General features: G+C 71.9%; 19 protein-coding genes. 11 read left to right on the forward strand and 8 right to left on the reverse strand.

Annotation, left to right across the window (positions count from 1 at the left end):
• Nucleotides 1-88: 88 nt before the first annotated feature.
• Genes EDF24_RS09745 through EDF24_RS09755 form a run of 3 tightly spaced genes read right to left on the reverse strand, consistent with a single transcriptional unit; the run spans nt 89 to nt 3,282 of the window.
• The gene (locus tag EDF24_RS09745; protein WP_123702469.1) at nt 89-1,231 is read right to left on the reverse strand and encodes a glycosyltransferase family 2 protein; all 1,143 of its coding nucleotides are present in this window, start codon (nt 1,229-1,231) and stop codon (nt 89-91) included.
• Complete coding sequence (locus EDF24_RS09750; RefSeq protein ID WP_123656146.1) at nt 1,150-2,376, reverse strand: ABC transporter ATP-binding protein; 1,227 nt, start codon at nt 2,374-2,376, stop codon at nt 1,150-1,152. Before EDF24_RS09750 ends, EDF24_RS09745 begins: the two co-directional genes overlap by 82 nt.
• 3 nt (nt 2,377-2,379) lie before the next feature.
• Nucleotides 2,380-3,282 carry an ABC transporter permease gene (locus EDF24_RS09755; protein ID WP_123656147.1) on the reverse strand — a complete coding sequence of 301 codons (903 nt, stop codon included), beginning with the start codon at nt 3,280-3,282 and terminating at the stop codon, nt 2,380-2,382.
• A gap of 181 nt (nt 3,283-3,463) precedes the next feature.
• Here EDF24_RS09755 and EDF24_RS09760 point away from each other — a divergent pair, with 181 nt between their 5' ends.
• Both EDF24_RS09760 and EDF24_RS09765 read left to right on the forward strand, forming a co-directional pair.
• On the forward strand, nt 3,464-4,039 hold the full coding sequence (locus EDF24_RS09760) for a hypothetical protein (protein ID WP_123656148.1): 576 nt from the start codon (nt 3,464-3,466) through the stop codon (nt 4,037-4,039).
• An 11-nt stretch (nt 4,040-4,050) separates the two neighbouring features.
• Nucleotides 4,051-6,492, forward strand: coding sequence for a hypothetical protein (locus tag EDF24_RS09765; RefSeq protein WP_148070868.1), 2,442 nt, complete (start codon nt 4,051-4,053; stop codon nt 6,490-6,492).
• Between the two features lie 114 nt (nt 6,493-6,606).
• Here EDF24_RS09765 and EDF24_RS09770 read toward each other — a convergent pair whose 3' ends face one another.
• The gene (locus tag EDF24_RS09770; protein ID WP_123702475.1) at nt 6,607-7,956 is read right to left on the reverse strand and encodes a glycosyltransferase; all 1,350 of its coding nucleotides are present in this window, start codon (nt 7,954-7,956) and stop codon (nt 6,607-6,609) included.
• Nucleotides 7,957-8,168: 212 nt separating this feature from the next.
• Between EDF24_RS09770 and EDF24_RS09775 the strand changes: the two genes are divergently transcribed.
• A complete protein-coding gene (locus tag EDF24_RS09775; protein ID WP_123702477.1) occupies nt 8,169-10,658 on the forward strand; it encodes a glycosyltransferase in 2,490 nt (829 codons plus the stop codon).
• Entirely contained in the window at nt 10,655-11,398 is a 744-nt protein-coding gene (locus tag EDF24_RS09780) for a polyprenol monophosphomannose synthase (protein WP_123702479.1), read from the forward strand. Before EDF24_RS09775 ends, EDF24_RS09780 begins: the two co-directional genes overlap by 4 nt.
• On the opposite strand, the gene EDF24_RS09785 is transcribed toward EDF24_RS09780, so the two are convergent.
• Both EDF24_RS09785 and EDF24_RS09790 read right to left on the reverse strand, forming a co-directional pair.
• Nucleotides 11,346-12,719, reverse strand: coding sequence for a hypothetical protein (locus EDF24_RS09785; RefSeq protein ID WP_148070869.1), 1,374 nt, complete (start codon nt 12,717-12,719; stop codon nt 11,346-11,348). The genes EDF24_RS09780 and EDF24_RS09785 overlap by 53 nt on opposite strands.
• Before the next feature lie 17 nt (nt 12,720-12,736).
• A complete protein-coding gene (locus tag EDF24_RS09790) occupies nt 12,737-14,050 on the reverse strand; it encodes an exopolysaccharide production protein (protein ID WP_123656154.1) in 1,314 nt (437 codons plus the stop codon).
• Between the two features lie 82 nt (nt 14,051-14,132).
• On the opposite strand from EDF24_RS09790, the gene EDF24_RS09795 reads away from it, so the two are divergent.
• Nucleotides 14,133-15,500, forward strand: coding sequence for a hypothetical protein (locus EDF24_RS09795; RefSeq protein ID WP_123702483.1), 1,368 nt, complete (start codon nt 14,133-14,135; stop codon nt 15,498-15,500).
• A gap of 42 nt (nt 15,501-15,542) precedes the next feature.
• Here the strand turns inward: EDF24_RS09795 and EDF24_RS09800 are convergent, their stop codons facing one another.
• A complete protein-coding gene (locus EDF24_RS09800; protein WP_123702485.1) occupies nt 15,543-16,922 on the reverse strand; it encodes an O-antigen ligase in 1,380 nt (459 codons plus the stop codon).
• 44 nt (nt 16,923-16,966) lie between these two features.
• Between EDF24_RS09800 and manA the strand changes: the two genes are divergently transcribed.
• The 5 genes from manA (at nt 16,967) to EDF24_RS09825 (ending at nt 24,229) form a co-directional block, all read left to right on the forward strand.
• A complete protein-coding gene (gene manA / locus EDF24_RS09805; protein WP_123702487.1) occupies nt 16,967-18,169 on the forward strand; it encodes a mannose-6-phosphate isomerase, class I in 1,203 nt (400 codons plus the stop codon).
• 67 nt (nt 18,170-18,236) lie between these two features.
• Nucleotides 18,237-19,199 (forward strand): UDP-glucose 4-epimerase GalE, encoded by a 963-nt coding sequence (galE, locus tag EDF24_RS09810; protein ID WP_123702489.1) that lies wholly within the window; start codon nt 18,237-18,239, stop codon nt 19,197-19,199.
• Nucleotides 19,200-19,547: 348 nt separating this feature from the next.
• Nucleotides 19,548-19,892 carry a WhiB family transcriptional regulator gene (locus tag EDF24_RS09815; protein WP_395867778.1) on the forward strand — a complete coding sequence of 115 codons (345 nt, stop codon included), beginning with the start codon at nt 19,548-19,550 and terminating at the stop codon, nt 19,890-19,892.
• Nucleotides 19,893-19,985: 93 nt separating this feature from the next.
• Nucleotides 19,986-22,838: a glycosyltransferase family 2 protein gene (locus EDF24_RS09820; RefSeq protein ID WP_123702491.1), complete on the forward strand. Its 2,853-nt coding sequence runs from the start codon at nt 19,986-19,988 to the stop codon at nt 22,836-22,838.
• Entirely contained in the window at nt 22,835-24,229 is a 1,395-nt protein-coding gene (locus tag EDF24_RS09825; protein ID WP_123702494.1) for a DUF5719 family protein, read from the forward strand. The genes EDF24_RS09820 and EDF24_RS09825 overlap by 4 nt, the downstream gene beginning before the upstream one ends.
• A 65-nt stretch (nt 24,230-24,294) precedes the next feature.
• Here EDF24_RS09825 and EDF24_RS09830 read toward each other — a convergent pair whose 3' ends face one another.
• On the reverse strand, nt 24,295-24,735 hold the full coding sequence (locus tag EDF24_RS09830) for a metallopeptidase family protein (RefSeq protein ID WP_123656161.1): 441 nt from the start codon (nt 24,733-24,735) through the stop codon (nt 24,295-24,297).
• Between the two features lie 57 nt (nt 24,736-24,792).
• On the opposite strand from EDF24_RS09830, the gene EDF24_RS09835 reads away from it, so the two are divergent.
• Nucleotides 24,793-25,014 (forward strand): DUF3499 family protein, encoded by a 222-nt coding sequence (locus EDF24_RS09835; RefSeq protein ID WP_123702496.1) that lies wholly within the window; start codon nt 24,793-24,795, stop codon nt 25,012-25,014.
• Nucleotides 25,015-25,020 lie beyond the last annotated feature (6 nt).

The raw sequence follows: 25,020 nt of genomic DNA on the forward strand, positions 1-25,020 counted from the left end.
GGGCCGTGGGCGGGGCCGTGGGCAGAGCCCGGGCCGGGAGCAGGGCCGGGGCCGTCGACGGACGACGACCCAGCGTATCGCGCTCGGCTCATGCCCCCGTGTCCACCCGGCTGCTGGGCACGACTGCGCGAGCGGACTCGGCCCGACGGCGCGCGAGGTGCCGGGGGAGGTGGCGCACGACGTCACCGAGCGCTGCCAGGACGAGCCGGGCCTCCCGTCGGTCCGATCCGCCCGGACCACCGGACGCACCGGACGCACCGGACGCACCGGACGCACCCGACAGGCCACGCAGCGCACGGCCCGCCGTGCGCACGAGGGCGCGTCCGACGACCGGCCACGGTGCGTGCCAGAGCGCGACGAGGACGCGGTTCCGTGCGTTCCGGTACACGAACAGGTCGCTCCGGACGCCGGAGGAGGCCGAGTGGTCGTGCTCGACGACGGCGTCGGCAACGTACTCGACGCGGTACCCGCGCCGTGCGAGGCGCCAGGCGAGCTCGGTGTCCTCGTAGTACATGAACAGGGACTCGTCGAGCAGGCCGACGTCCTCGAGTGCACTGCGCCGGAGCGCGCTCGCCCCGCCGGAGAAACCGAAGACGGTGGTCGCGGCGACGGTGTCCGCGGGCGCCAGCCAGTCGCGGTCGGAGCCGTTGCCGACCCGGTCGACGCGGACGCCGGTCGAGTTGAGGCGGACGGACCCGTCCGGCGACGGCACCCACAGGCGGCCGTCGTGCCCGGCCAGCGCGCGTTGGTCCGGCCCGGGCTGGGCACCGGACGGGAGGCTCGCCCAGCGTCCGGCGAGCACGATGCGGCCCGTCACGGCCGCGACCTCCGGCGCCGCGTGCGTCAGGTGGTCACGGAGCGCCCCGACGAACCCCGGAGCGGGGACCGCGTCGTTGTTGAGGAGCACCACGATGTCCGCACCGGTCTCAGTGATGCCCGCGTTCGCCCCCGCGGCGAACCCGCCGTTGTGCTCCCGGACCACGATCGTGGCATCCGGCAGCTCGCGCCGGAGCACCGCGACCGAGTCGTCGGAGGAGCCGTTGTCGACGACCACGACGTCGTCGGCGGCACCGTCGGCGAGGACGGCGCGCGCGGCCCGGACGGTCAGGTCGGCGTGGTTCCAGTTGACGACGACGACCGCGGTCCGGGTCAGTCGACGTCCTCGAGCGAGGGCTCGGCGTAGACCGTGCCGACGGCGTTGCCGAAGGCCGGGACCTCGAACGAGTCGCACTCCGGCAGGTCGTGCAGGTGCCGCCCGGCGGAGTCCATCATCGACACGTTGATGAAGTACTTGCCGGTGCCGAACGCGGTGTCCGCGATCCGGATGCGCAGCTTCTTCCGGCCGTGCAGCGGCGGCAGGTGGACCCCCATGATGCCGGTGGTGGTGCCGAACACGACCTGGCCGGCGGTGTTGTTGATCTGGACCGCGGCTTCCCAGTCGGTGACGCCGTCGAGGTGCTCGAACTCCATGTCCACCACGAGGTCGTCGCCCGGGTACACACCGTCGCGGGTGCCCTTGCCCTCGGCGTGCACGGTCGCGCCGAGCACGGTGCCACGGCCGACGGCGACGTCCTTGCTGAGCTCGCCAGCACGGCGTTCCTCGAGCACGTCGCGGAACATGCTGACCGCGCCGATCGGGTCGCCGTCGTGCAGGACCTTGCCCTTGTTCAGGAGGACGACGCGGTCGCACATCTCCTGCACCTGGCTGAGGGAGTGGGTGACGATGATGATCGTCTTGCCCGCTTCCTGGAAGGTGCGGATGCGGTCGAGGCACTTGCGCTGGAACGCCTCGTCGCCGACGGCCAGGACCTCGTCGACGAGGAGCACGTCGGGGTCGGTGTGCACGGCGACCGCGAAGGCGAGTCGCACGTACATGCCGGACGAGTAGAACTTCACCTGGGTGTCGATGAAGTCGCCGATCCCGGAGAACGCCAGGATGTCGTCGAACCGCTCGTCGGTCTGCTTGCGGCTCAGGCCGAGCAGGCTCGCGTTGAGGTAGACGTTCTCGCGGCCGGAGAGGTCCGGGTGGAAGCCGGCGCCGAGCTCGAGGAGCGCGGCGAGGCGACCGCGGCGGGACACCGTGCCGGACGTCGGCTGGATGATGCCGCCGATCGCCTTGAGCAGTGTCGACTTGCCGGAGCCGTTCTGGCCGATGAGGCCGACCGTGGACCCGGCGCGGATCGTGACGCTGACGTCGTCGAGCGCCCAGAAGTCCTGCCGGTGCTTCCGGCCGGCGCGTCCGAGCGTGACGATGCGTTCGCGGATGGTGTTGTCCTTGCGGACGGTGAAGCGCTTGGTGACGTGGTCGACGACGATGACCTCGGGGCGCTCCGGCTCCGTGGCGGTCGTCGTGGCGACCGGGGTGCTGATGGCCATGGTCTAGAGCTCCTGTGCGAAGTTGCCCTGCAGGCGGGAGAAGACCCGCTGCGCGCCGAGGAGGCAGAACAGCCCGATCACCAGTGCGATGAGCAGGCGCATCATGAGGTGGTCCGGGTAGTCGACGATGCCCGGCTTGTGCAGCCAGATCGCGTTCTGGAGTCCCAGCACCGAGAGCGTCAGCGGGTTGTTCGTGTAGATCGCGAGCAGCCAGCCGATGTGCAGCCGGTCGACGACCATCGAGTACGAGTACACGATCGGCGATCCCCACAGCAGCACCATGAGGCCGACGTCGATGACGAACTGCACGTCGCGCAGGTAGACGTTGAGCGCGGAGAGCACGAGACCGACCGCGGAGCCGTACACCAGGATGACGAGGAGCGACGGGACCAGGTAGACCAGTCCGCCGTGCCACGGGAACATCCCGAGGACCACGGTCGCGGCGATGAGGATCGCGAACTGGATCGCGTAGTTCACGATCGCGGCGCCGACGCTCGCGAGCGGGAAGACCTCGCGCGGGACGTAGACCTTCTTGATCAGCCCGCTGTTGCCGACGATCGATCCGGTGGACCCGGCGACGATCTCGCTGAACAGCGTGTACGCCGTCAGTCCCGTGAAGACGTAGATCGCGAAGTTGTCGATGCCCTTCGCGGCGTTGAGGATCTGGCCCATCACGAAGTAGTAGATGAGGAGCTGCGTCAGCGGCCGGACGAGCGTCCACACGAAGCCGAGTGCCGAGTCCTTGTAGCGCGCCTTGAGGTCGCGGCGGATGAGCATGCCGAGCATCTCGCGCTGCGCGAAGACGTCCCGGAGCTCCCGCCACGTTCCACGGATGGCGCTCCGAGGAGCACCGATCACGACGAGGGGTTCCTCGGCGAGCGTCGCCATGCGGGCTTGATCGACCATGCGTCTCTTCGTTCGTGGGGGCAGGACCGGAACAGCATACTCACCCCTCCCGGGGCGTCCCGTGCGCCCCGTGCGGGGGTGAAAGCGCGCAGATCCAACCCTCAGGCTCGACTTTGGGGTTACCGTTGACGCAACCCGGACCCTTGTCAACATCCACAGGACGGCCCGCAGCATGCACCACGTGTCTCGGCCGATCGCTGCGCTTGCGGTGGTCGGTGTACTCAGTCTCCTCTCGGCGGGTTGTTCCGCCGGCGGCGACGACCCCTCTCCCTCACCCACCAAGTCGGCGTCCCGGACGCCGACCTCGTCGGCGACGGTCGCACCCACGGCCACCTCGTCCGCGAGCACGTCGACGAGCCCCTCGGCCGTCGCGTCGGAGCCCTCCGACGACGACACCGACCTCGGCGACTTCCCGGGGACCGGCTCGACCGGTCAGGCGGACACCGACCCCGGTGACTTCCCGGCGACGGCGATCGTGACGTTCGCGTCCTGGGACGCCGGCTCGAAGACCCTGCAGACCGCCGGACTCGTCTCCGGCACCACGAACGCGAAGGGCACCTGCACCTTCACCGCGAAGAACGGCGGCACCACCCGCACCACGACGAGCGCGCCGTCCGCGAGCGCCTCGTCCGTGAGCTGCGCGCAGGCCACGTTCCCCGCGGGGCAGATCAGCACCGGGAACTGGTCGGTCACGCTCAAGTACACCGTCGGCACGCAGTCGACGACATCCGACCCGATGACGGCGGAGGTGCCGTGATGCGACTGTTCATGACCAGGGACCGAGACGGATCAGCGTCTCGGCCCCGATTCCGGGCCACGCTCGCGCTGCTGGCGTCCTTCGCCGTCGCCGCGAGCGGGCTGACCCTCGGCACGATCGTCTCCGAGGCGACGACGACGCAGTCCGCGTCAGCCGCCACCGCTGCGGGCTTCGACCCGGGCAACATCATCAGCGACGCGAACTTCTACAACGGTTCCGCGATGAGCGGTTCGAGCGTGCAGTCGTTCCTGAACAGCGCGGCACCGAGCTGCAAGCAGGCATCCGGGGGGCCGGCCTGCCTGAAGAACTTCACGCAGAACATGAGCGCGATCAAGGCCGTCTCCGGCCGGTGCGCGGCGATCGCCGGCGGCAGCAAGTCCGCCGCGACGGTCATCGCGCAGGTCGGCGCCGCGTGCGGCATCAGCCAGAAGGTGCTCCTCGTCCTGCTCGAGAAGGAGCAGGGGATCGTCACGACGTCGAAGCCGACGTCGTACATGTACCTGCACGCCACCGGCTTCGCCTGCCCGGACACCGCTCCGTGTGACCCGGCGTACTACGGCTTCGGCCAGCAGGTCTACGCGGCGGCGCTGCAGTTCAAGCGCTACCAGGCCAGCCCGACCTCGTGGGCGTACCAGGCCGGCCGCAACAACGCGATCCTCTACAACCCGAACGGCAAGTGCGGGACGAAGACCGTCTACATCAAGAACCAGGCGACGGCCGGGCTGTACATCTACACCCCGTACACCCCGAACGCCGCCGCCCTGTCGAACCTCTACGGCACCGGCGACAGCTGCTCCGCGTACGGCAACCGGAACTTCTGGCGGATGTACACCGACTGGTTCGGCTCGCCGACCGGTGGGTCGTCGCCGATCGGCAGCGTGGACTCCGCGACCGCCGGCTACCGGCAGATCACGGTCAGCGGCTGGGCCGCCGACCCGGACACCACCGCCCCGATCCGCGTGGCGTACTACCTGGACGGCAAGGGCAAGTCGACGGACGCCGCCGACAACACCCGCTCCGACCTGGCCAGCCGCCTCGGCGCGAACAACACCGCGCACGGGTTCACGACGACCCTCACCGGGGTCAGTGCCGGCAAGCACAACCTCTGCACCTTCGCCATCAACACCGGCGCCGGCGCGAACTCGCTGCTGAACTGCCGCGACGTGACGGTCCCGTCCGGGACGCCGATGGGCACGCTCGACGCCGCCAGCGTCGCCGCGGACACCCTGTCCTTCCGGGGCTGGGCGATCGACCCGGACACGAACGCGTCGATCTCCGTGCAGATCCGTGTCGACGGCAAGGCCGTCAGCACCCTGACCGCGAACGCGAAGCGCGCCGACGTCGGCAAGGTCAAGCCGGGCTACGGCGACAACCACGGCTACACCGGCACCTGGAAGGGCGTCGCGGGCGGGACCCACACGATCACGGCCTGGGCGAAGGACACCTCGTCCGGCGTCTGGAAGCAGATCGGGTCGAAGTCCGTGAAGAAGCCGACGGGCTACCCGTGGCTCGCGGTCGACGAGGTCGCCTCGAAGTCGCCGGGCACGCTCCTCGCCCGCGGCTGGACCATCGACCCCGACTCGACCGGGACCGTCCGCGTCCACTTCTACCTGGACGGCAAGGCGCTCACCTCGATCGCCGCCGACGGGACGAAGGCGAACCTGAACGCGTCCTACCCGGGCTACGGTGACCAGCACGCCTACCGCCTCGAGCGTCCGGGCATCTCCGCCGGGAAGCACACGCTCTGCATCATCGCGATCAACGTCGGTGCCGGCACCTCGAACGCCAGCATCTGCAAGTCGTTCTCGACCCCGACGGGTTCGCCGAAGGTCGGCATCGACTCGGCGGCATCGGCCGGTCTCGGCAAGATCGCGATCAGCGGTTCCGCCGTGGACCCGGACACCGTGTCCGCGGTCGCGATGACCTACACGGTGGACGGCAAGACCGTGGCGACCGGCAGCGCGAACACCGCGAAGGCGTCGCTCGCGACGACCTACCCCGGGTACGGCGCGAACCACGCGTTCACGCAGACCCTCAGCGGTGTCGGCCCCGGCACGCACACGGTGTGCGCGATCGGGAAGAACACCGGCGGCGGATCGAACACGAGCACCTGCCAGAAGGTCGCCGCGGCGACCGGGTCCCCGACCCTGCTGCTCGACGAGGTCTCCTCGCCGGCCACCGGGCAGGTCAAGGTCCGTGGCTGGGCGATCGACCCGGACACCAAGGACGCGATCCGCGTGCACGTCTACCTGAACGACACCGCTGCGGCGTCGATCGCGGCGGACCAGGCGAAGGCGTCGCTCGCGACGACCTACAGCGCGTTCGGTTCGGGACACGCGTTCTCGACGACGCTCACCGGCAAGGCCTCCGGGTCCACGAAGGTGTGCGCGTTCGCGATCAACACGGGGGCGGGCGCCAACGTGAGCGTCTGCCAGACGCTCACGGTCAAGTGATGCGGTGATCCTCACCACGTGACGGACGGGAGGCCCGGTACCAGCTGGTACCGGGCCTCCCGTCTGTCCGTGGTCGCGCCCATGGCGCGTGGTGACCGGTCCTGCCGGTCCGGGTCAGCGTCGGCCGGTGATGCGGGCGATGCGCTCCGCCAGGCGGAACGTGCGGCTGCGGGTGACCTCGTCGAGGCGTCGTGCCAGACGGTCCCGCTCCTCGCTGAGGGCGCGGATCGTGGCGTCGGAGGCCGCGGCGGCGCGCTGGGCGTCATCGATGGCGGTGATGAGCCGGCCGTTGATGTCGTGCACACCCGACAGGTGCGTGTCGCGCTCGCGCTCGGTCCGGCGCAGCTGCTCGCGGAGGTGCGTCGTCCAGGTCAGGAAGGCGCCGCGGTGGGCACCCGGCCGACCCGCGCGTTCCGCGACGATCTCGGTGAGGGCGGCGTCCGCGACCGCCGCGCGTGCCGCGTACGAGTGCCGCTCGACGACCACCGCACGGAGGCGTGCGACCAGCTCGTCGTCCCGCTCGCCGACCGCGTCGACGAGGGACGGGCCGTCGTGGTAGGTCGGGACGTCCTCGAGGCCGAGGTCCGCGAGACCGTCGGCGCAGTTCGTCACGACGAGCGCGCCGGAGGCCAGGCCCTCGAACAGCCGGGAGTTGTGCGTGGCGTACTTCCGGGCGGGCGGGATGAGGTCGTCGACGACGAACGCACTCGACGCGTAGACCGCGGGGAGGTCGAAGAAGGACGCGATGCCGCGGTGGTCGATGCGCTCGGACCGGACCAGGTGCTCCCGGTTCGCGCCGTACCAGACGACGTCGCGGGACTCGGCGAGGACGTCGATGGCGGCGGTGCCGAGGCGCTCGGCGCCCCAGAAGTTCACGGTCGTGACGACGTCGATCGGGTGCGTGCCCTGGTGCGTGTCCTGCGGCTGGTGCTGCGTGCCGTTCTGCGGCTGCGTGCCGTCGAAGAGCTCGAGGTCGACGCCGATCGGCATCAGCGACACGCGGCGACGGTGCTTCGCGGCCATCCGCTCCACCGCACGGGTCGAGGACGCCCACACGGCGTCGAACTCGTCGAGGTACGGCAGGTCCGCCCAGGTGTCGGTCCAGTTGCGGACCCAGGCGACGAGCGCAGTGTGCTCCGGGACCAGCCCGGGCACGAACGACTCGACCATGGACACCAGGACCGTGACGTCCTCGGGGACCGGGGTGTCCCACTGCTCCATCGGCCAGAGCTGGACGCCCCACCCGAGCCGCTCGAGGTACTTGCCCAGTCCGAGCGCGACGTACACGTCACCGGCGCCGGAGTCGACGTCGGCGGTGGAGACGGCGAAGGCGACGGTGCCGCGCGGGCCGACACGACGGTCGCCGGCAGCGAGGGCGCGGTAGAGACCGGCACCGCGGTCGTCCGGGTGGACGGCCTCGGTCCCGGGGGTCTCGGTCCCGGTGGGGGAGAGCGGAGCGGGCATCCGTCCATCATGCCCCAGTCCTCTCGGCGCCCGGTGTCGCTGGCCGTCCGTGTCCGGGTCTCCCTGCCGGTGGGTCCGGGTCTCGATCCCGGTCCGTGTCCGGTCCGTCTTCACGGCCCGGCCTTGTAGGGTGTTCACCGCACGACGCCGGTCGTGACGGTCCGCTCTGGGCCGAACCGTGCGGGAAACATCCGTGTGACGAAAGGGTTCGAGTGAGCGAGCGCAGGACGGGGGTCGTCTCGGTCGTCCTCGTGAACTACAAGGGCACCGACGACACCCTCACGAGCATCGTCGGTCTGACCGAGCAGGACTGGCCGGCGGACCGCCTCGAGATCATCGTCGTCGACAACGACTCCGGTCCGGAGCACGTCGGCCGCCTCAAGGCGTCGGACCTCCCCTTCACGCTCGTCGAGTCCGGCGGCAACCTCGGCTTCACCGGCGGCTGCAACCTCGGCGTCGCGAACACCACCGGTGAGTACGTCGCGTTCCTCAACAACGACGCGCGCCCCGACCCCGGCTGGATCCGCGAGGCGATGGCGACCTTCGCGTCCGGTCGCGACATCGGCGCCGTCGCCAGCAAGGTCCTCGACTGGGAGGGCGTCAACGTCGACTTCACCGAAGCGGCGATGACCTGGTACGGCATGGGCTACAAGCCGTTCGCCGGCTCGCCCGACACCGGCCGCTGGGAGAACGAGACCGACGTCCTGTTCGGCACCGGCGCCGCGATGTTCATCCGCGCTGACCTGTTCGAGCAGCTCGACGGCTTCGACGACCGCTACTTCATGTTCTACGAGGACGTCGACCTCGGGTGGCGCCTCAACCTGCTCGGCTGGCGCTTCCGCTACCAGCCGAAGTCCGTCGCGTTCCACAAGCACCACGCGTCGATGAACAAGCTCGGCGACTTCCGTGAGACGTACCTGCTCGAGCGGAACGCCCTCTTCACGCTCTACAAGAACCTCGGCGACGAGCAGCTGCGCACCGCACTGCCCGGTGCGCTGGCCCTCGCGGTCCGTCGCGCCGTCGGCCGGGGCGAGCTCGACTCCGCCTCGCTCGACATCCGTCGCCCCGGCAACGACGCCGAGCCGACCATGCCGGTGTCGAAGACGACGATGGCCGGCGTGTTCGGCATCGACCGCTTCGTCGAGGAACTGCCCTCGATGACGGAGTCCCGCCGCCTCGTCCAGGCCACCCGCGTGCGCAGCGACCGGGAGCTCCTCGGGCTCTTCGGCAACCGCGACGAGCCCGCGTACCCGATCGAGCACTACCTCGCCGGGTACGACAAGATCGTGCACTCGCTCGGCGTGCTCGAGGTCGGGCAGCGTCGCCGCATCCTCATCGTCACCGGTGACGCCATCGGCGAGAAGATGGCCGGCCCCGCGATCCGCGCCACGAACATGGCCAAGGAGCTCTCCGGCGAGCACGACGTCCGCGTCATCAGCCTGACCCGCTCCGTGCAGATCGACCCCGCCTACGACGTCGTGACGGTCCCGCACCGCCACCCGCGCCAGATGGTCGAGCACGAGGCCTGGGCCGACGTCATCATCGTGCAGGGCCACGCGCTCCGCCTGTTCCCGGTGCTCGAGTCGACGGCGAAGATCCTCGTGGTCGACGTCTACGACCCGCTGCACCTCGAGCAGCTCGAGCAGGGCCGCAGCGAGGACGTCGATGCCTGGGACCGCCAGATCCTCGACGCCTCGGACACGCTGAACCACCAGCTCGAGCTCGGCGACTACTTCATCTGCGCCTCCGAGCGGCAGCGCCTGTTCTGGCTCGGCCAGCTCGCCGGGTCCGGGCGCATCAACGCCAGGACCTACTCGCGCGACCCGGAGCTCCGGAGCCTCATCGGCGTCGTGCCGTTCGGCCTGTCCGCCACCCCGCCCGTGCACACGCACAACGTCGTCAAGGGCGTCGTGCCCGGCATCGGCCCGGACGACAAGCTCGTCGTCTGGGGCGGCGGCATCTACGACTGGTTCGACCCGATCACGCTCGTCCGTGCGATGGGCGAGCTCGCCGAGCGTCGACCGAACGTCCGGCTGTTCTTCATGGGCGTCCAGCACCCGAACCCCGACGTCCCCGAGATGGACATCGTCGCGAAGGTGCGGAAGGAGTCCGAGGACCTCGGGCTCACCGGCAAGAACGTCTTCTTCAACGAGTCGTGGATCCCGTACGAGGAGCGCGGCGCGTACCTCGCCGAGGCCGACGCCGGCGTCTCCACGCACTACGAGCACCTCGAGACCACGTTCTCGTTCCGCACGCGCATCCTCGACTACCTCTGGGCGAGCCTGCCGATCGTGACGACGGACGGGGACTCGTTCGCCGAGCTCGTGGCGCAGGAGCACCTGGGGGAGGTCGTGCACGAGCGCGACGCCACCGCGATCGCCGACGCCCTCGAGACCGTGCTCTTCGACGACGACGCCCGTGCCACCTACCTGGAGAACGTCACCCGGGTGCGACAGGACTTCACCTGGCAGAACGTGCTCGAGCCGCTCGTCGAGTTCTGCCGGAACCCGGTCCGTGCGGCGGACAAGACCGTCCGCGCCCAGGCCGGGCTGCCCGCGCCGCACGAGATGCGGGTCCGCGTGCCGGACCGGCAGAAGCTGTACGGCGTCCGCTACGACATCGGCCGGGTCGCGCACTACCTGCGCACCGAAGGGCCGCGGAGCGTCGCGGCCAAGGTGAAGCACCGCATCACGAACCGATGACCCCTGGTACGGCCCTGGTCATCGTCCCCACCTACGACGAGGCCGAGAACGTCGCGCACATCGTCGCCGCGGTGCTGGACGCCGTCCCGAACGCGCACGTGCTCGTCGTGGACGACGCCAGCCCGGACGGCACCGGGGACGTCGTCGAGGCGATCGCCGCGCGGGACGACCGCGTGCGGCTGCTGCGGCGCACCGGGAAGCTCGGGCTCGGCACCGCCTACGTGGCCGGCTTCCGGTGGGGACTCGAGCACGGGTACGACCTGCTCGTGGAGATGGACGCGGACGGGTCGCACCCGGCCGACCGGCTCCAGGCGCTGATCGACGCGGTGCAGGGCTCCGAGGACGTGATGCTCGCGATCGGGTCCCGCTGGACCCCCGGTGGCTCGGTCGTCGACTGGCCCTGGTACCGCCAGGCGCTCAGTCGCGGCGGGAACGCCTACGCGCGGTGGATGCTGCGGATCGACGTGCGGGACATCACCGCCGGCTTCCGGGTCTACCGCTCGGACGCGATCGCCCGGATGGCGCTCGACGAGATCGACTCGAAGGGCTACTGCTTCCAGGTCGACATGACGCTGCGGGTGCACGACCTCGGCGGGCGGATCGTCGAGGTGCCGATCCGGTTCCGGGACCGCGTGCGCGGGGTCTCCAAGATGAGTCAGGCCATCGTCGTCGAGGCGATGCTCCGGGTCACGCAGTGGGGGCTGCAGCGACGGTTCGGGCGCTCCGCCGTCCGCGTGTAGGCGGCTGCCCGTCCAGCTGCTGCTCGTCGCCCTGCTGGTCGTCGGCCTGCGGCTGCTCGTCCGCTCCGCGCAGCAGTGGCGGGGTGACGACCTCGGCGCGCAGGAACAGCACGACGAACGCCACCAGCAGTGCCGCACGTCCCCAGATGCCGACCGTCATCGCCTGGTACGCCCACGTCTGCATCCCGGCGCCGAGCGCCGTGTAGTACGTGTTCCGGAAGAACCCGACCACCGCGCAGACGTCCGCGACGAGGTACGCCGCGATCCACCAGCCCCCGATGCGCAGCACCACGAGGAACGGCAGCAGCCACAGCACGTACTGCGGTGACGCGACCTTGTTCGCGACCATGTAGACCGCCAGGAGCGCCGCGGCGGACTGCACCCAGGGCGTGGTCCCGCGTCGGAGCCCGAGGACCACGGTGACCGCGAGCACGACGAGGATGCCGATCGCGGTGGCGGCCGTCGACATCACGCTCATCGTGTGCTGGAACGGTCCGTCCAGGTCGCCAGACCACGGCAGGAAGCCGTAGTACCAGATCGACAGGGTCGAGGCCCCGATCGGTCGGTCGGCCTGGAACCGGATGACGGAGGCCCACCCGGGGAAGTTGATCAGCATGAACGGCACGTTCGCGGCGAGGAGCACCCCGATCCCGGCGCCGAGCGCGGCGGCCGTGCGGCGGACCCGGGCACCGAGTGCGGCGTCCGCGTCCAGCAGCGCGGCGACGGCGAGCGGGGCGAGGAACATCAGCGGGTACAGCTTGAACGCACCCCCGAGGCCGAACGCCGCACCGGCCACCGTGTACCGCACGAGCGGCGACCAGGACGCCGGTGCGCGGAGCACCGCGACGACCCCGGCGACCGTGCAGACCACCGCGAGGAGGTCCCAGTTGTAGACCGCGTACAGCGCGAGCGGGGGCGTCGCCGCCCAGATCCAGGCGCGCCGGCCGGCGACCCGGACGAGCAGCAGGGTGACGACGACGGCGAGGACCGCGGCGACCACCGCGGTGACGACGAGGAACCCGCGCGCCGAGCCCACCGGCAACCCGGTCAGCCACACCCAGACCCCCGTCAGGGTCGGGTACTCGACGGTCCCGTTGCCGAGCTCGGAGCCCGTGACGTACGGGAAGACGTGTCCGGCGAGCTGGCGGTTGTTCCAGAGCGCGGCGACATCGGACCAGCAGCCGTACTGCGACACGAACGCGCCGCGGGGCACGTCGGCCGGCCCGGGGACCGAGCACGGGAGCTTCAGCAGCAGGTTGAGCGCCGTGAAGACGGCCGCGACCACGCACATGGCGGTCCGTTCGAGCAGTCGGGGGTGCACCCGGCCACGCTAGCGGCTCAGGAGAGGTGTTCGGAGCGCGGGAGGTGCCGACGCCACGACCGACGTCGTGCCGCGACGACCAGCACCGTCGTGAAGACCATCAGCCCGGCACCGTGCAGCAGGTAGCTCTCCGCCGCGCTCGTCACGCCGAGGAGCACCAGCACCGCGGCCGGCCAGACGTAGGCGACGCCGGGGAAGGTCGTCGCGGTGACCCAGGCGCGACCGAAGGCGAGGAGCGCCGTGATCAGGAGGATCAGGGCCCCGGCCAGGCCGATCTGCAGCCAGGCGTCGACGAAGGCGTTCAGGCCGGAGGTGAACCGCGCGCCGTCCGGGTCGACGAGCGTGACGAAGGGGAACACCGGCTCGTGCGGCCATGTGCCGACCCAGCCCCAGCCCTGCATCGGGTACTGCTCGGTGAGCAGGCGGATCTGGGACCACAGGCCGAGCCGGGTCGCGGTCCCGCCGGCAGCACCGATCTCGGCGAGCACCCGGTGCCGGAAGAGCACCGCGACGACGAGCATCAGCACGACGGCACCCCCGAGCACCCCGTTCACCACCGGACGGGTCGACGCGCGAGCGTGCCGGAGTGACCACAGCGCGAGCGCCGTCACGGCGAGGGCGATCATCGCGAGGCCGGAGATGGGGGACTGGGAGAGCATCAGGGCGATCACCGCGAGGGCGGTCGAGCCGAGCGCACGCCACATCGTCACCGATCGGGTGAGGAACTCCACGACGAACGTCACCAGCGCCATCGCCGCGACGAACGCCATGAAGTTGCGGGTGCCGCCGATGCCCTGGATCGGGCCGCCGTACGCGATGTCGCCGTGGATGCCGAAGGCCGGGATCGGGACGTCGAGCACCAGGCCGGAGAGGACCTCGAGGCCGAGGGCCACGACGAGCAGGATCCGGAACGCGTCGCCGGACGCCCGGATCACCTGCACCAGGTCGCGGCCGAGCGCCAGGTACAGGCCGAGGCCGATGAAGCACGCCGTCGCCACGAACCCGCGGAGCGCCACCCACGAGTACTGGCTCCACAACACGCTCAGCGCGCAGTAGCCGACGAAGGCCATCAGGGAGAGCGGGAGGACGCCGTGCCACTCGATCCGGTAGCGCTGCCCGAGGAGGCTCAGGCCGGCGAGGACCACCAGCGTCACGGTGATGGCCCAGGTGCCGGCACTGCCGACGAGCGCCTGGACGGTGGGCTGCCCGAACGCGAAGAGCAGGATCACGGTCGCGAGGGCCTGGCTGAAGCGCCCGCCGGCCGAGAAGCCGATCCAGGCGGACAGGTACCGGCGTGCGAGCGCTCGCCGCGTCACCCTGCCGTCCGTCACCGGACCATCCTCTCGCACCCCCGGTGTGTATCGCGCCCCTGCATATCGCGAGGTGCGATATCTCGGGTAACGTCGATCCGCGATGGAGCGCGCTCGGAGGACCCTGCTGACGGCGCTCGCCGCGGTGGTCGTCGCCGTCGCCGCGACCGCGCTCGCCTGGTACCGGCTCGGGCCTACGACGCGGGGGACCGTGTGGGCCGAGGACGGCGGGGTGTTCCTCCGCGAACGCCTCGCGTACGGCGAGGCCGGCTCACTGTTCCGTCCGTACGCCGGGTACCTGCACCTGCTGCCCCGACTCGTCGTCGACCTCGGCTTCCGCCGCCCGGTCGAGGACTACGCGGTGACCGTCTCCGCGGCGTCCTGTCTCATCGTCGGGGTGGTCGCCGCCGCGGTGTTCCTGCTCGCCCGCGACGTCGTGCCCGCGTGGCCGCTGCGCGTGGTGCTCGCGGCCGTGCCGGTCGTGCTGCCGATCGCGCCGTACGAGGTCGGCGGGAACGCCGCGAACCTGCACTGGTACATGCTCCTGCTGGTCCCGTGGCTGTTCTCGTACCGGGCACGGACGTGGTGGGGGTCCGCGGCCGTCGCGGCGCTCGCGCTCGGCGCGGTGCTGACCGAGCCGCAGACGCTGTTCTTCGCGCCGCTGCTCGTCCTCGCGTGGTGGCGCGGACGTGCCCGACTGCTGGCCCTGCCGGTCACGGTCGTCACGGTGCTCGCCGGCGCGGTCCAGGTCGGCTCCGCGCTGACCGACACGCGCATCTCCCGCCCCGGGCACCCCACCGTCGCCGACGTCGTGCACGGGTACCTCCTGCAGCCGCTCGCCGGCGCGTGGACCTGGGACCTCAGCTCGGTCGCGACCGCTGCGGTGCACCACGGCTGGGGCGTCCTCGTCTGGCCCCTGGTGGCGATCGCCGTCGTGCTCGTGGCGGCCGTCGTCCTCGGGCAGTGGCGGGCCCGCGTCCTCGTCGCCGCGCTCGCCGCCGGGTCCGTCGTCGTCTGGACCGCGGCGCTCGTCGCCAACGAGTCCGCTGACCTCCGCTGGGGCGAACTGCCCGTCACCGACTTCACCGCGTCGGCGCCGCTCCGCTACGCGGCCGCGGCGGCGATGCTGCTCGTGTCCGCGGTCGTCGTCGCGGCGTCGGTCCTGATCGACCGGCGGAACTGGTCCGTCCGGATCCCGGCACGCGGGGCGCGGGCGGCCGGCCGCACCGCCGGCCGGGTCGGCACGGCTGTCGCCGCGGTGGTGGGGTGGGCTGCGATCGCGGTGGTCGTCGCCGCCGCGGTGTCGTCCGTCGCGCCCGGCAACACCCGTCGCGACGACGGTCCGCTCTGGGCACCGCAGATCACCGCGCAGCTCGACGTCTGCCGTGCTGACCCGGCCGGGTCGGTCGAGGTGCGGACGGCCCCGTGGGGTGCCACCCTGCCGTGCAGCGTCCTGCTCGACCGCCGCTGACCAGCGGTCATTGGTCGGCGGGACCGCGTCAGCCGGTCGGCGTCAGCGCGTCGCGGCCCAGCGGAACTCGCGCTTCGCCGGGGGAGTCCTGGGGCCGTCGCCGACCGACACCGGCTCCTCGCCGACGAGCACGATGCGCGACTTGATCGCGATGAGCGCGAAGAGGATCCAGTTGCCCTGGTAGAGCAGCCTCGACTCGGCGAAGGACTGCACGAGCAGCGCGACGACGACCAGCAGGGGCAGCAGCGACACCGGGTCGAAGGGCCGCGGCCGGAGTCCGGAGTCGAACCCGACCCGGGTGGCGCACGCCCACGAGCGGTACAGCGTCGTCACGACGTAGATCGCGAAGAGGAGCAGCCCGATCAGCCCGGTCTGCATCCACACGTCCAGGTACGCGTCGTGCGCCTGCAGGTACGTCACGCCCTTCCGGTGCGCCAGGTCGGCGAGCGTCGAGACGTCCGGCCACCAGTAGCCGATCCACCCCCACCCGACGACCGGGTGCACGTCGATCAGCCCGAGGACCTTCGTCCAGATCTCGCCGCGGCCGGTGAAGTCCGAGCTCTTGCCGAGGACACCGGCGATCGCACCGCGACCGAGCACGCCCGCGACGACGATCACCACGGCGACCCCGGTCAGCAGCAGGTACCGCGGGGTGCGCCGCTCGGTCGGGACCCGGCGGATCCACACCGCCAGCAGGAACACCACGGCGACGACGGCCGCGGCGACGATCACCGTCGACGAGCGCGTCAGGACGAACACCGCGGCGGCGACGACGAGCCACCCGATCGACTGGTTGCGGCGCATCCTGCCCTCGGCGAGCTGGATCGCGACCGCGATGGCGGCGAGGAGCGCGACCATCGCGAGCAGGTTCGCGTTGCCGGGCAGCCCCTGGATGCGGCCGCCCGTGAAGAGCTCGGCACGGGAGAAGTAGAACGCGTCCGGGATGTCCCGGTCGCCGTAGTGGGTCCAGATCGGCGCGATCGGGTGCCGGACGAACACCGCGACGGCGGCCTCGAACAGCAGCGAGAGCATCAGCACCCACCGCATCGCGAGGCTCACCGCGTCGAGGATCCGGCGCCACGTCAGCGTGGAGGCGATCACGAACGCGACGAGCGCGCAGAGCACCTGCGCGGCCATGCTGGCGAGCGTCGCGGCCCACCAGTGCGACCAGACGACCGAGACCAGACACCAGCCGAGGAAGATCCAGAGCGCCCGCGGCGTCCGGGCGATCGTCGGCTTCGCGCGGACGGTGATCGTGATGCCCCACACCGCCGCCAGGGCCCAGAGTGCGGCCGCGCCGAACCAGGTGAGCGTGTTCGGGACGGCGTCACCGGCGAACACGACGAAGAGGACGGTGGCGCCGAAGGCGAAGGCCTCCCGCTCGGGCACGGCTCCGCGGGCCAACGGCCAGGTGTTCGTCACGGGGTCCAGGCTAACGCGGTGCGCCCGGCCGATACGCTCTGCACATGTTCCTCGGCATCACCAACACCCCGCGTGACTACGCCTGGGGTTCCGTCACCGCGATCCCCGAGCTCCTCGGACGGACGGTCACGGGCGCCCCGCAGGCCGAACTCTGGCTCGGCGCCCACCCGGGCAGCCCGAGCGTCGTCGTCAACCCCGCGATGGTCGGCGGCGCCGACACGGTCCTCGACTGGATCGCCGCGGAGCCGCAGACCGCGCTCGGCTCGGACCGCACCGGGCTGCCGTTCCTGCTGAAGCTCCTCGCCGCGGCGGCACCGCTGTCGCTGCAGGCGCACCCCACGCCCGAGCAGGCCCGTGAGGGCTTCGACCGCGAAGAGGCGGCGGGCGTCCCGATCGACGACCCGGCGCGCAACTACAAGGACCCGTTCCCGAAGCCCGAGCTCGTCGTCGCGCTCAGCGAGCGGTTCGAGGCGCTGAGCGGCTTCCGCCCGGTCGAGGAGACCATGGCCGACGTCGCGGCGCTCGACGCCGGCAGCGGCCGCCTCGGCCCCCTCACCGCACACCTGCAGCAGGGCCTCGAGGACACCGTCCGGTGGCTCGAGACCGCCGACCCCTCGGCGCTCGCGATCGTCGACGCGGTGAGCCACCTCGCGCAGGACGCCGCCGAGCACTCCCCGAACACCGCGACGGCCGCCGAGCTCGCCGAGTCGTACCCGGGTGACCCCGGCATCGTCGTGTCGCTCCTGATGCACCGCGTGACCCTCCGTCACGGCGAGGCGATGTACCTGCCGGCCGGGAACATCCACGCCTACCTCGACGGTCTCGGCATCGAGCTGATGGCGCCGTCGGACAACGTGCTCCGCGGAGGCCTCACGCCGAAGCACGTCGACGTGCCGGAGCTCCTCCGCGTCCTGGACTTCACCGCGTACCCGGCACCCGTGCTCGAGCCGGAGCAGCTCGCCGTCGGCGTCGACCGCTTCGCCCCGCAGGGGGTGGGCTTCGCGCTCGTCCGCGTCACCGGCGACGGCCGCCCGGTCGGCCTGAGCACCGGCGGGGTCGCCCCACTGGCCGGACCCTCGATCGCGATCTGCACCGAGGGTGTCGTGACCCTCGTCGGCGCGCAGTCCGCGACGCTGCTGCGCCAGGGCGAGTCGTGCTTCATCACGCCGGACGAGGGCGACGTCACGGTGGAGGCGGACTCGACGAGCGGACTCACCTCGACCGTCTTCATCGCCACCGGCGTGTAGACCCCGTGCGGGATCGCGCACGGGTCGCGCGGCTGCCCGCGCCCGCCCGTCCGCTAGCGTGGCGGACATGAGTTGGCTGGTCACCGGCGGTGCCGGGTACATCGGATCCCACGTCGTCCGGGCGCTGCGCTCGGCCGGCATCGACACGGTCGCGTTCGACGACCTCTCCAGCGGGTTCCGGGCGTTCGTGCCCGACGACGTGCCCTTCGTCGAGGGCACGATCCTGGACGGCGACCTCCTCGCCCGCACCATCCGTGAGCACGGCGTCACCGGCGTGGTCCACGTCGCGGGCTACAAGTACGCAGGCGTCTCCGTCGAGCGCCCGCTGCACACCTACGAGCAGAACGTCACCGGCATGGCGACGCTCCTCCGCGCGATGGCGGACACCGGCGTCGACAAGGTCGTGTTCTCCTCGAGCGCCGCGGTCTACGGCACGCCGGACGTCGAGACCGTCGTCGAGTCCACGCCGAAGAACCCGGAGTCGCCCTACGGCGAGTCGAAGCTCATCGGCGAGTGGCTCCTCAGGGACATGGAGGTCGCACGCGGCTTCACCACGACGTCGCTCCGCTACTTCAACGTGGTCGGGTCGGGGGAGCCGGACCTCTACGACGCCAGCCCGCACAACCTCTTCCCGCTGGTCTTCGACGCGCTGCTCGCCGGCCGCACCCCGCGGATCAACGGTGACGACTACCCGACGCCCGACGGCACCTGCGTGCGCGACTACGTGCACGTCGCCGACCTGGCGCACTCGCACGCGATCGCGGCGGCGAAGCTCGAGGCGGGGGAGACCCTCGACCGCGCCTACAACCTCGGCAGCGGCGACGGCGTGAGCGTCCGGCAGATCATGGACGCCATGGCCAGGGGCACCGGCATCGCGTTCGAGCCCGAGGTGGCCCCGCGTCGTCCGGGCGACCCGGCGCGCATCGTCGCCACCGGCGAGGCAGCGGCCCGCGACCTCGACTGGGCGATGCGCCACACGCTCGACGAGATGGTCACCAGCGCGTGGGAGGCCCGCCGCCGCGTCGGCTGAGCACGGGATCGCGCCCGCGGCGTCGCACTACCGGAAGCAGCCCGAACCACGGACGTTCGTGGTTCGGGCTGCTTCCGGTTACGCGAAGCCAGTCCGCACCGCGGGCGCGGGGCCACCGCGGGCGCGCGCCCACCGCGGGCGCACCGCGGGCGCGGGCGCGGCGCCACCGCCCGCGCCGACTGTCCCCCGAGGTGCCGACAGAACCGGCGCGACACGCCCGAATGGGGGACATGACACGCCGGAACGGTCAGTGCCTTCTATGATCCGCGACTTGACTCCAGGGAATCACACGGATGTAATTACAGGCAACGACATCACGGCAGGGTCCCGAGATGACGACCGAGCGAGATGAACCAAGGGGTGATCAGGGTGAGCGGTTCCGACTTCCACGCCGGAGTTCCGGAAGACTGGCACGTCGACCCCGTGGCGCTCGGCGTCCCCGGCGTCCGACGTCCGGAGACCGACGACGAGGAGAACCCGCTCGCCTGGCAGGCGGACTCCCTCTGCGCGCAGACCGACCCGGAGGCCTTCTTCCCCGAGAAGGGCGGCTCGACGCGCGAAGCGAAGAAGATCTGCACCTCGTGCGAGGTCCGGTCGCAGTGCCTGGAGTACGCACTCGAGAACGACGAGCGCTTCGGCATCTGGGGCGGCCTCTCCGAGCGTGAGCGCCGCAAGCTCCGCAAGCGCGCCTAGGCGTGCACCGGGCGTTGATCCCGGCCACAGGTTCACGGCACGCCGATCCGTCGGACTGCTGCCGGGCCTCCAGACCGTAGAGTGACGCCCGTCATGCAGCCCAGTTCCGCTCAGCCCCGTGTCACCGCGATCCTCGTCGTTGCGAACGGGGCGGACCACCTCGACCGGACGCTGGCCGCCCTCGCGAACCAGACCCGCCACCCCGAGAACCTGGTCGTCGTCGACGTCGGTTCCACCGACGGGTCGACCGCCCAGCTGGAGTTCGGGGGATCCGCCCAGCTGACCCGCATCCCGGCGGGCCGCTCGTTCGGCGATGCCGTCGCCGTCGGCGAGAAGGCCGCGCCGCACCCCGAGTCCGACGAGGCCGTGGACGAGTGGCTCTGGCTCGTCGGCCACGACAACGCCCCGGCCCCGACCGCGCTGGCCGAGATGCTCGCCGCCGTCGAGATCGCCCCGTCCGTCGCGATTGCCGGCCCGAAGCTCGTGTCCGACACCGACCCCGCGCGCATCCGCGCGTTCGGCGAGAGCATGACCCGCTTCGGTCGCTCCCTGACCCTCGTGCAGGACGAGCTCGACCAGGGCCAGCACGACCGGCACACCGACGTCCTGGCGGTCGCCGCCGGTGGGATGCTCGTCCGTCGCTCGGTCTGGGTCGCCCTCGGCGGGTTCGACCAGGCCTTGCCGGACGTCGACGCCGCACTCGACTTCTGCGTGCGCGTCCGTCTCGCCGGCCACCGTGTCGCCGTCGTCCCGGACGCGCGCGCGACGAGCGCCGGCCCGATCGAGGAGTTCGGCCGCAAGCGCGTCTCCGAGGGTCGTCGTGTCCGCCTGCACCGCCAGGCCCAGCTGCACCGCCGGATGACGTACGCGCCGGCCGGGGTCCTCTGGATCCACTGGCTGACGCTCGTGCCCTTCGCGATCGGCCGCGCCATCGGGCACCTCGTCGCGAAGCACCCCGCCGCCGTGTCCGGGGAGCTCGCGGCCGCGTTCGCCGTCGCCTTCGGCGGTGGAGCCGGACGCTCGCGGAAGTCCCTCGCCCGCACGAAGCAGCTCGGCTGGGCCGCCGTCGAACCCCTGCGCGTCAGCTGGCGGCGGGTCCACGAGCACCGGACCACCTCCCGCGACGTCGAGCTCGCCCGGGTGGAGGACGCCCCGGTCGCCCGCGCGTCCTTCCTCGGGGACGGCGGCATCTGGGTCGTGCTCGCGGCGGCGCTCCTCAGCGTCGTCACGCTCTTCCCGCTGCTCGGCTCGCCCGCGCTGACCGGCGGCGGGCTGCTGCCCCTGTCGACCACCGTGTCGCAACTGTGGCAGAACGTCGGCTACGGCTGGCACACGCTCGGCACCGGGTTCACCGGCCCGAGCGACCCCTTCGCCGCGGTCCTCGCAGTCCTCGGGTCGATCACGTTCTGGTCCCCGTCGACCGCGGTGGTCATCGTGGTGCTCCTCTCGTTCCCGGTCTCGGCGCTCGGCGCCTGGTTCGTCGTCCGGAAGCTGACGACCCGCACGTGGGTGCCGGTGATCGGCGCGGCGCTCTACACGATCGCCCCGGCGCTCGTCGGCGGCGTCACGACCGGGCACATCGGCGCGGTCATCGCGCACGTGCTCCTGCCCTGGCTGTTCCTCACGGTGCTCGAGGCGCACCGCTCGTGGGCCTCGGCCTCCGGTGCGTCGCTGCTCTTCGCCGGGGTCGCCGCGTCCGCGCCGTCGCTCCTGCCGGTCCTGCTCGTCGGGTGGCTCGTCGCGCTGGCCGTCGGCTGGCGGCACGCCCACCGCCGGGTGTTCATCCCGGTGCCCGCCGCGGTCCTCTTCGTGCCGCTCGTGCTCGCGCAGGTCGCCAGGGGCAACCCGCTCGCGGTCTTCGCCGACCCGGGCGTCCCCTCCGCCACCCGTGCACCCTCCGCGCTGCAGCTCGCCATCGGCCAGCCCCTGCCCGACTGGAACGGCTGGCTGCCGGTCAGCACGCCGCTCGACGTCGTCGTCGCCGCGCTGCCGATCGCCCTGGCGGTCCTGGCGCTCCCGATCGCCGCGACCGCCATCGGGTCGATGCTCGGACACCGCTGGTCGGTCGCCGGGTTCGCCCTGATCGCCGCGCTGCTCGGGTTCGCCACCGCGTTCGGTGCCACGCACCTCACTGTGACCGGCGTCGGCGCGACGACCACGATCGTCTGGCCGGGCAGCGGGCTGAGCGTGTACTGGTTCGCGATCGTCGTGGCCGCCTGCATCGGCATCGACACGGTTCCGCGCCAGGCGCCCGTCGTCGGCCTCGTCGCGACGGTGTTCGCCGGCGTCGCGGTCGCACCGGCCTTCGCCGCGTTCTACCTCGGCAACGCGGTCATCGAGCCGACCACCGGGCGGGTCCTCAGCGCGTACGTGAACGCCGAGGCGCAGGCGAACCCGGACGTCGGCACGCTCGTGGTCGACCCGCAGACCGACGGCTCCCTCGCGGTGTCGCTCGAACGCGGGCAGGGCTCGACGCTCGACGACCAGTCGACGCTCGACGCCACCGCACTCTCCCTGAGCCCCGCCGGCTCCCGCCTGGCGACGCTCGCGGGCAACCTCGCGAGCCGCAGCGGCTACGACCCGAGGCCGGCGCTCAAGGAGCTCGGGATCAGCTTCGTGCTGCTCGACGACGCCCCGGAGGACGACCTCGCCCAGCAGGTCCACGACCGTGCAGCCGGGGCCATCGGCCAGAACGCGCTCTTCACGAGCATCGGCGAGACCACCACCGGGTCGCTGTTCCACTACGAGGGCGACGTCGACCGCACCGGGACCGGCTCGGCCGCCGCCAAGGCCACCCACGCCCTCTACCTCGTGGTCCTCGGCGTGGTGTTCGGTGCAGCCGCGCTCCTCGCCGTCCCCACCGCACCGCGCCGCCGTCGGGCGACCTCGAACGTGCTCGAGGCCGACGAACCGGCGACCACCTTCGACGAGGAGCGCGACGAATGACCACCCCCGCTCGCCGCTGGATCCTGCGCGGCACCGCGACCGCGATCGCCGTGCTCGTCGCGGCCGGCACCATCGCCGCCGCGAACGCCATCGGCACGACGGAGGCCCCCGGGCAGCCGGCCGGCCGCACCGTCACCCCGGTCGCCGCCGACGCCGAGCGCGTCTGCGCCGGCAGCGCGCTGCGGCTCTCCGACGACGCCGGCAACGACGCGACGACCGCGAGCACCGTCGGCACCGCCACGGTCGCCACCGCGACGACCGGCCGGACCGTCGAGCGGTCCGACCTCGCCGCGTCGTCGACCGGCAGCAGCGACCCGACCCTCCTCACGGCCCCGGCGGGGAAGACCACGCCGCAGGTCGCCGGGTCGAGCTACCAGAGCGTGTCGAGCGGGGACCTCGTCGGCGTCGCCGCCGCGTCCTGCGACGACCCGACCCAGTCGACCTGGCTCGTCGGCGGCTCGACCGAGACCGGGCGGACGAGCCTCATCACCCTCGCGAACCCGACCGACGTCAACGCGACCGTCGACCTGACGATCTTCGACGCCACCGGCACGGTCAGCGCGCCCGGCACCACCGGCATCGTCGTCGCGCCGAACTCGCAGAAGGTCGTGCCGCTCTCCGGCTTCGTCTCCGACCAGGGCTCGACCGTCGTGCACGTGGCGTCCTCCGGTGGGCAGATCGTCGCCCACATGCAGGAGACCGTCGTCCGGACGCTGACCCCCGGCGGGTTCGACATCGTCTCCGGCGGCGCTGCTCCCGCGCGGAGCCAGGTCATCCCCGGTGTCGTCCTCCGCGGCGCCGAGGACGCGCAGCGCGGCGACGACACCGCCGACGCCGCCCCGATCGTGCGGCTCTTCGTCCCCGGCACGACGGCCGCCAGGGTCACGCTCGGCATCACCACCGCGGACGGGGGCGGCACCACGGTGAACACCACCGCCGAGCCCGGCGTGGTCACCGACGTGGCGCTCGACGACTTCCCGGACGGGCGCTACTCGTTCACGGTCAGCTCGACCGTGCCCGTGGTCGCGGGCGCCCGCACCACGACGACCACCGACGGTGAGCAGACCGACCTCGGCTGGTTCGCGTCCGCAGAGCCGCTCGGCGCGACCACCACGACCGCCGTCGCCCCCGGTGACGGTGGCCTGCTGAACATCGTCAACCCGACGACCGAGGACGCCTCCGTGGTGATCCGCTCCGGCGACGACCGGTCCACGGTGCAGGTCCCGAGCGGATCGACCGAGACGGTGGGCGTGGCCTACAGCCGACAGCTCACGATCACCGGTGCGAAGGGGCTCGTCGCCGGGGTCACGTACGCGGGACAGGACGGCGTCGCCGGGTTCCCGATCCGCGCGTCGACCGAGGTCTCCACCCCGGTGCGCGTCTACCCCTGACGCGCCGGCGCGCGTCTACCCCTGACGCGCCGGTGCGCGTCCACCCCGGACGCGGCCCCCGGCGCTCACCAGTGCCGGTAGCGGTCGGGAGCCAGGTCCCACGGGTCCTTGTCGATGAGCTCGGCCACCGCGCGGAACACGGCGGTCTCGACGATCACCCGCCGGTCGGTGTCGTCCTTCTCCGGGGAGCGCGTGACGCGCTCGACCGGGATCCGGAACACGGTCACCCGGCGGGCGTCGTGCTCGACGCGCCAGCGCGGCATCCGGTCCGGCAGCGTCGGGTCGGTCGGCATGTCCGCGACCTGGAACACGACGCCGTGCAGTTCGTCCGGCCAGAGGCCGAGCAGGTAGTGCGCGGTGTCGCCGACGATGCGGTCGAACGCTTCTGCCCGGGTGATGATCGGGGCGAGGTCGGGTCCGGTGATGCTCGAGCGGTACCCGCGGCCGTGCCGGGAGCGCCCCCGGGCGCGGTCGACCGGGGTGACGAGTCGGGGCTTGCGGCGCATCCCCACATCGTACGCGGCGGCACGGACACGGACGGGTTCGGTAGGGTCGACATCGGTATGGACGTGCGGATCTGCAGCAAGGTCGCCTGCGGGGCGAGCGCCTCGGCGACGCTGACGTACGACTACGGCGACTCGATGGTGGTCGTCGGACCGCTCTCCACCCGGGTCGAACCGCACGGGTACGACCTCTGCGCGCGACACGCCGCCCGCCTGCGGGTCCCGCAGGGCTGGCAGGTCATCCGCCGTGAGCCGCTCCGCGAGGAGCGCGCGGTCGACTGAGCGGAC

Source organism: Curtobacterium sp. PhB130, assembly GCF_003755165.1.
GTDB lineage: Bacteria > Actinomycetota > Actinomycetes > Actinomycetales > Microbacteriaceae > Curtobacterium.

Bases quoted from the DNA above. Each gene is read 5' to 3' on its own strand.
- EDF24_RS09750 (WP_123656146.1), bottom strand. From the start codon at position 2,376: ATGGCCATCAGCACCCCGGTCGCCACGACGACCGCCACGGAGCCGGAG.
- EDF24_RS09755 (WP_123656147.1), bottom strand. From the start codon at position 3,282: ATGGTCGATCAAGCCCGCATGGCGACGCTCGCCGAGGAACCCCTCGTC.
- EDF24_RS09765 (WP_148070868.1), top strand. From the start codon at position 4,051: ATGACCAGGGACCGAGACGGATCAGCGTCTCGGCCCCGATTCCGGGCC.
- EDF24_RS09770 (WP_123702475.1), bottom strand. From the start codon at position 7,956: ATGCCCGCTCCGCTCTCCCCCACCGGGACCGAGACCCCCGGGACCGAG.
- EDF24_RS09780 (WP_123702479.1), top strand. From the start codon at position 10,655: ATGACCCCTGGTACGGCCCTGGTCATCGTCCCCACCTACGACGAGGCC.
- EDF24_RS09795 (WP_123702483.1), top strand. From the start codon at position 14,133: ATGGAGCGCGCTCGGAGGACCCTGCTGACGGCGCTCGCCGCGGTGGTC.
- manA (WP_123702487.1), top strand. From the start codon at position 16,967: ATGTTCCTCGGCATCACCAACACCCCGCGTGACTACGCCTGGGGTTCC.
- galE (WP_123702489.1), top strand. From the start codon at position 18,237: ATGAGTTGGCTGGTCACCGGCGGTGCCGGGTACATCGGATCCCACGTC.
- EDF24_RS09815 (WP_395867778.1), top strand. From the start codon at position 19,548: ATGAACCAAGGGGTGATCAGGGTGAGCGGTTCCGACTTCCACGCCGGA.
- EDF24_RS09820 (WP_123702491.1), top strand. From the start codon at position 19,986: ATGCAGCCCAGTTCCGCTCAGCCCCGTGTCACCGCGATCCTCGTCGTT.
- EDF24_RS09825 (WP_123702494.1), top strand. From the start codon at position 22,835: ATGACCACCCCCGCTCGCCGCTGGATCCTGCGCGGCACCGCGACCGCG.
- EDF24_RS09830 (WP_123656161.1), bottom strand. From the start codon at position 24,735: ATGCGCCGCAAGCCCCGACTCGTCACCCCGGTCGACCGCGCCCGGGGG.
- EDF24_RS09835 (WP_123702496.1), top strand. From the start codon at position 24,793: ATGGACGTGCGGATCTGCAGCAAGGTCGCCTGCGGGGCGAGCGCCTCG.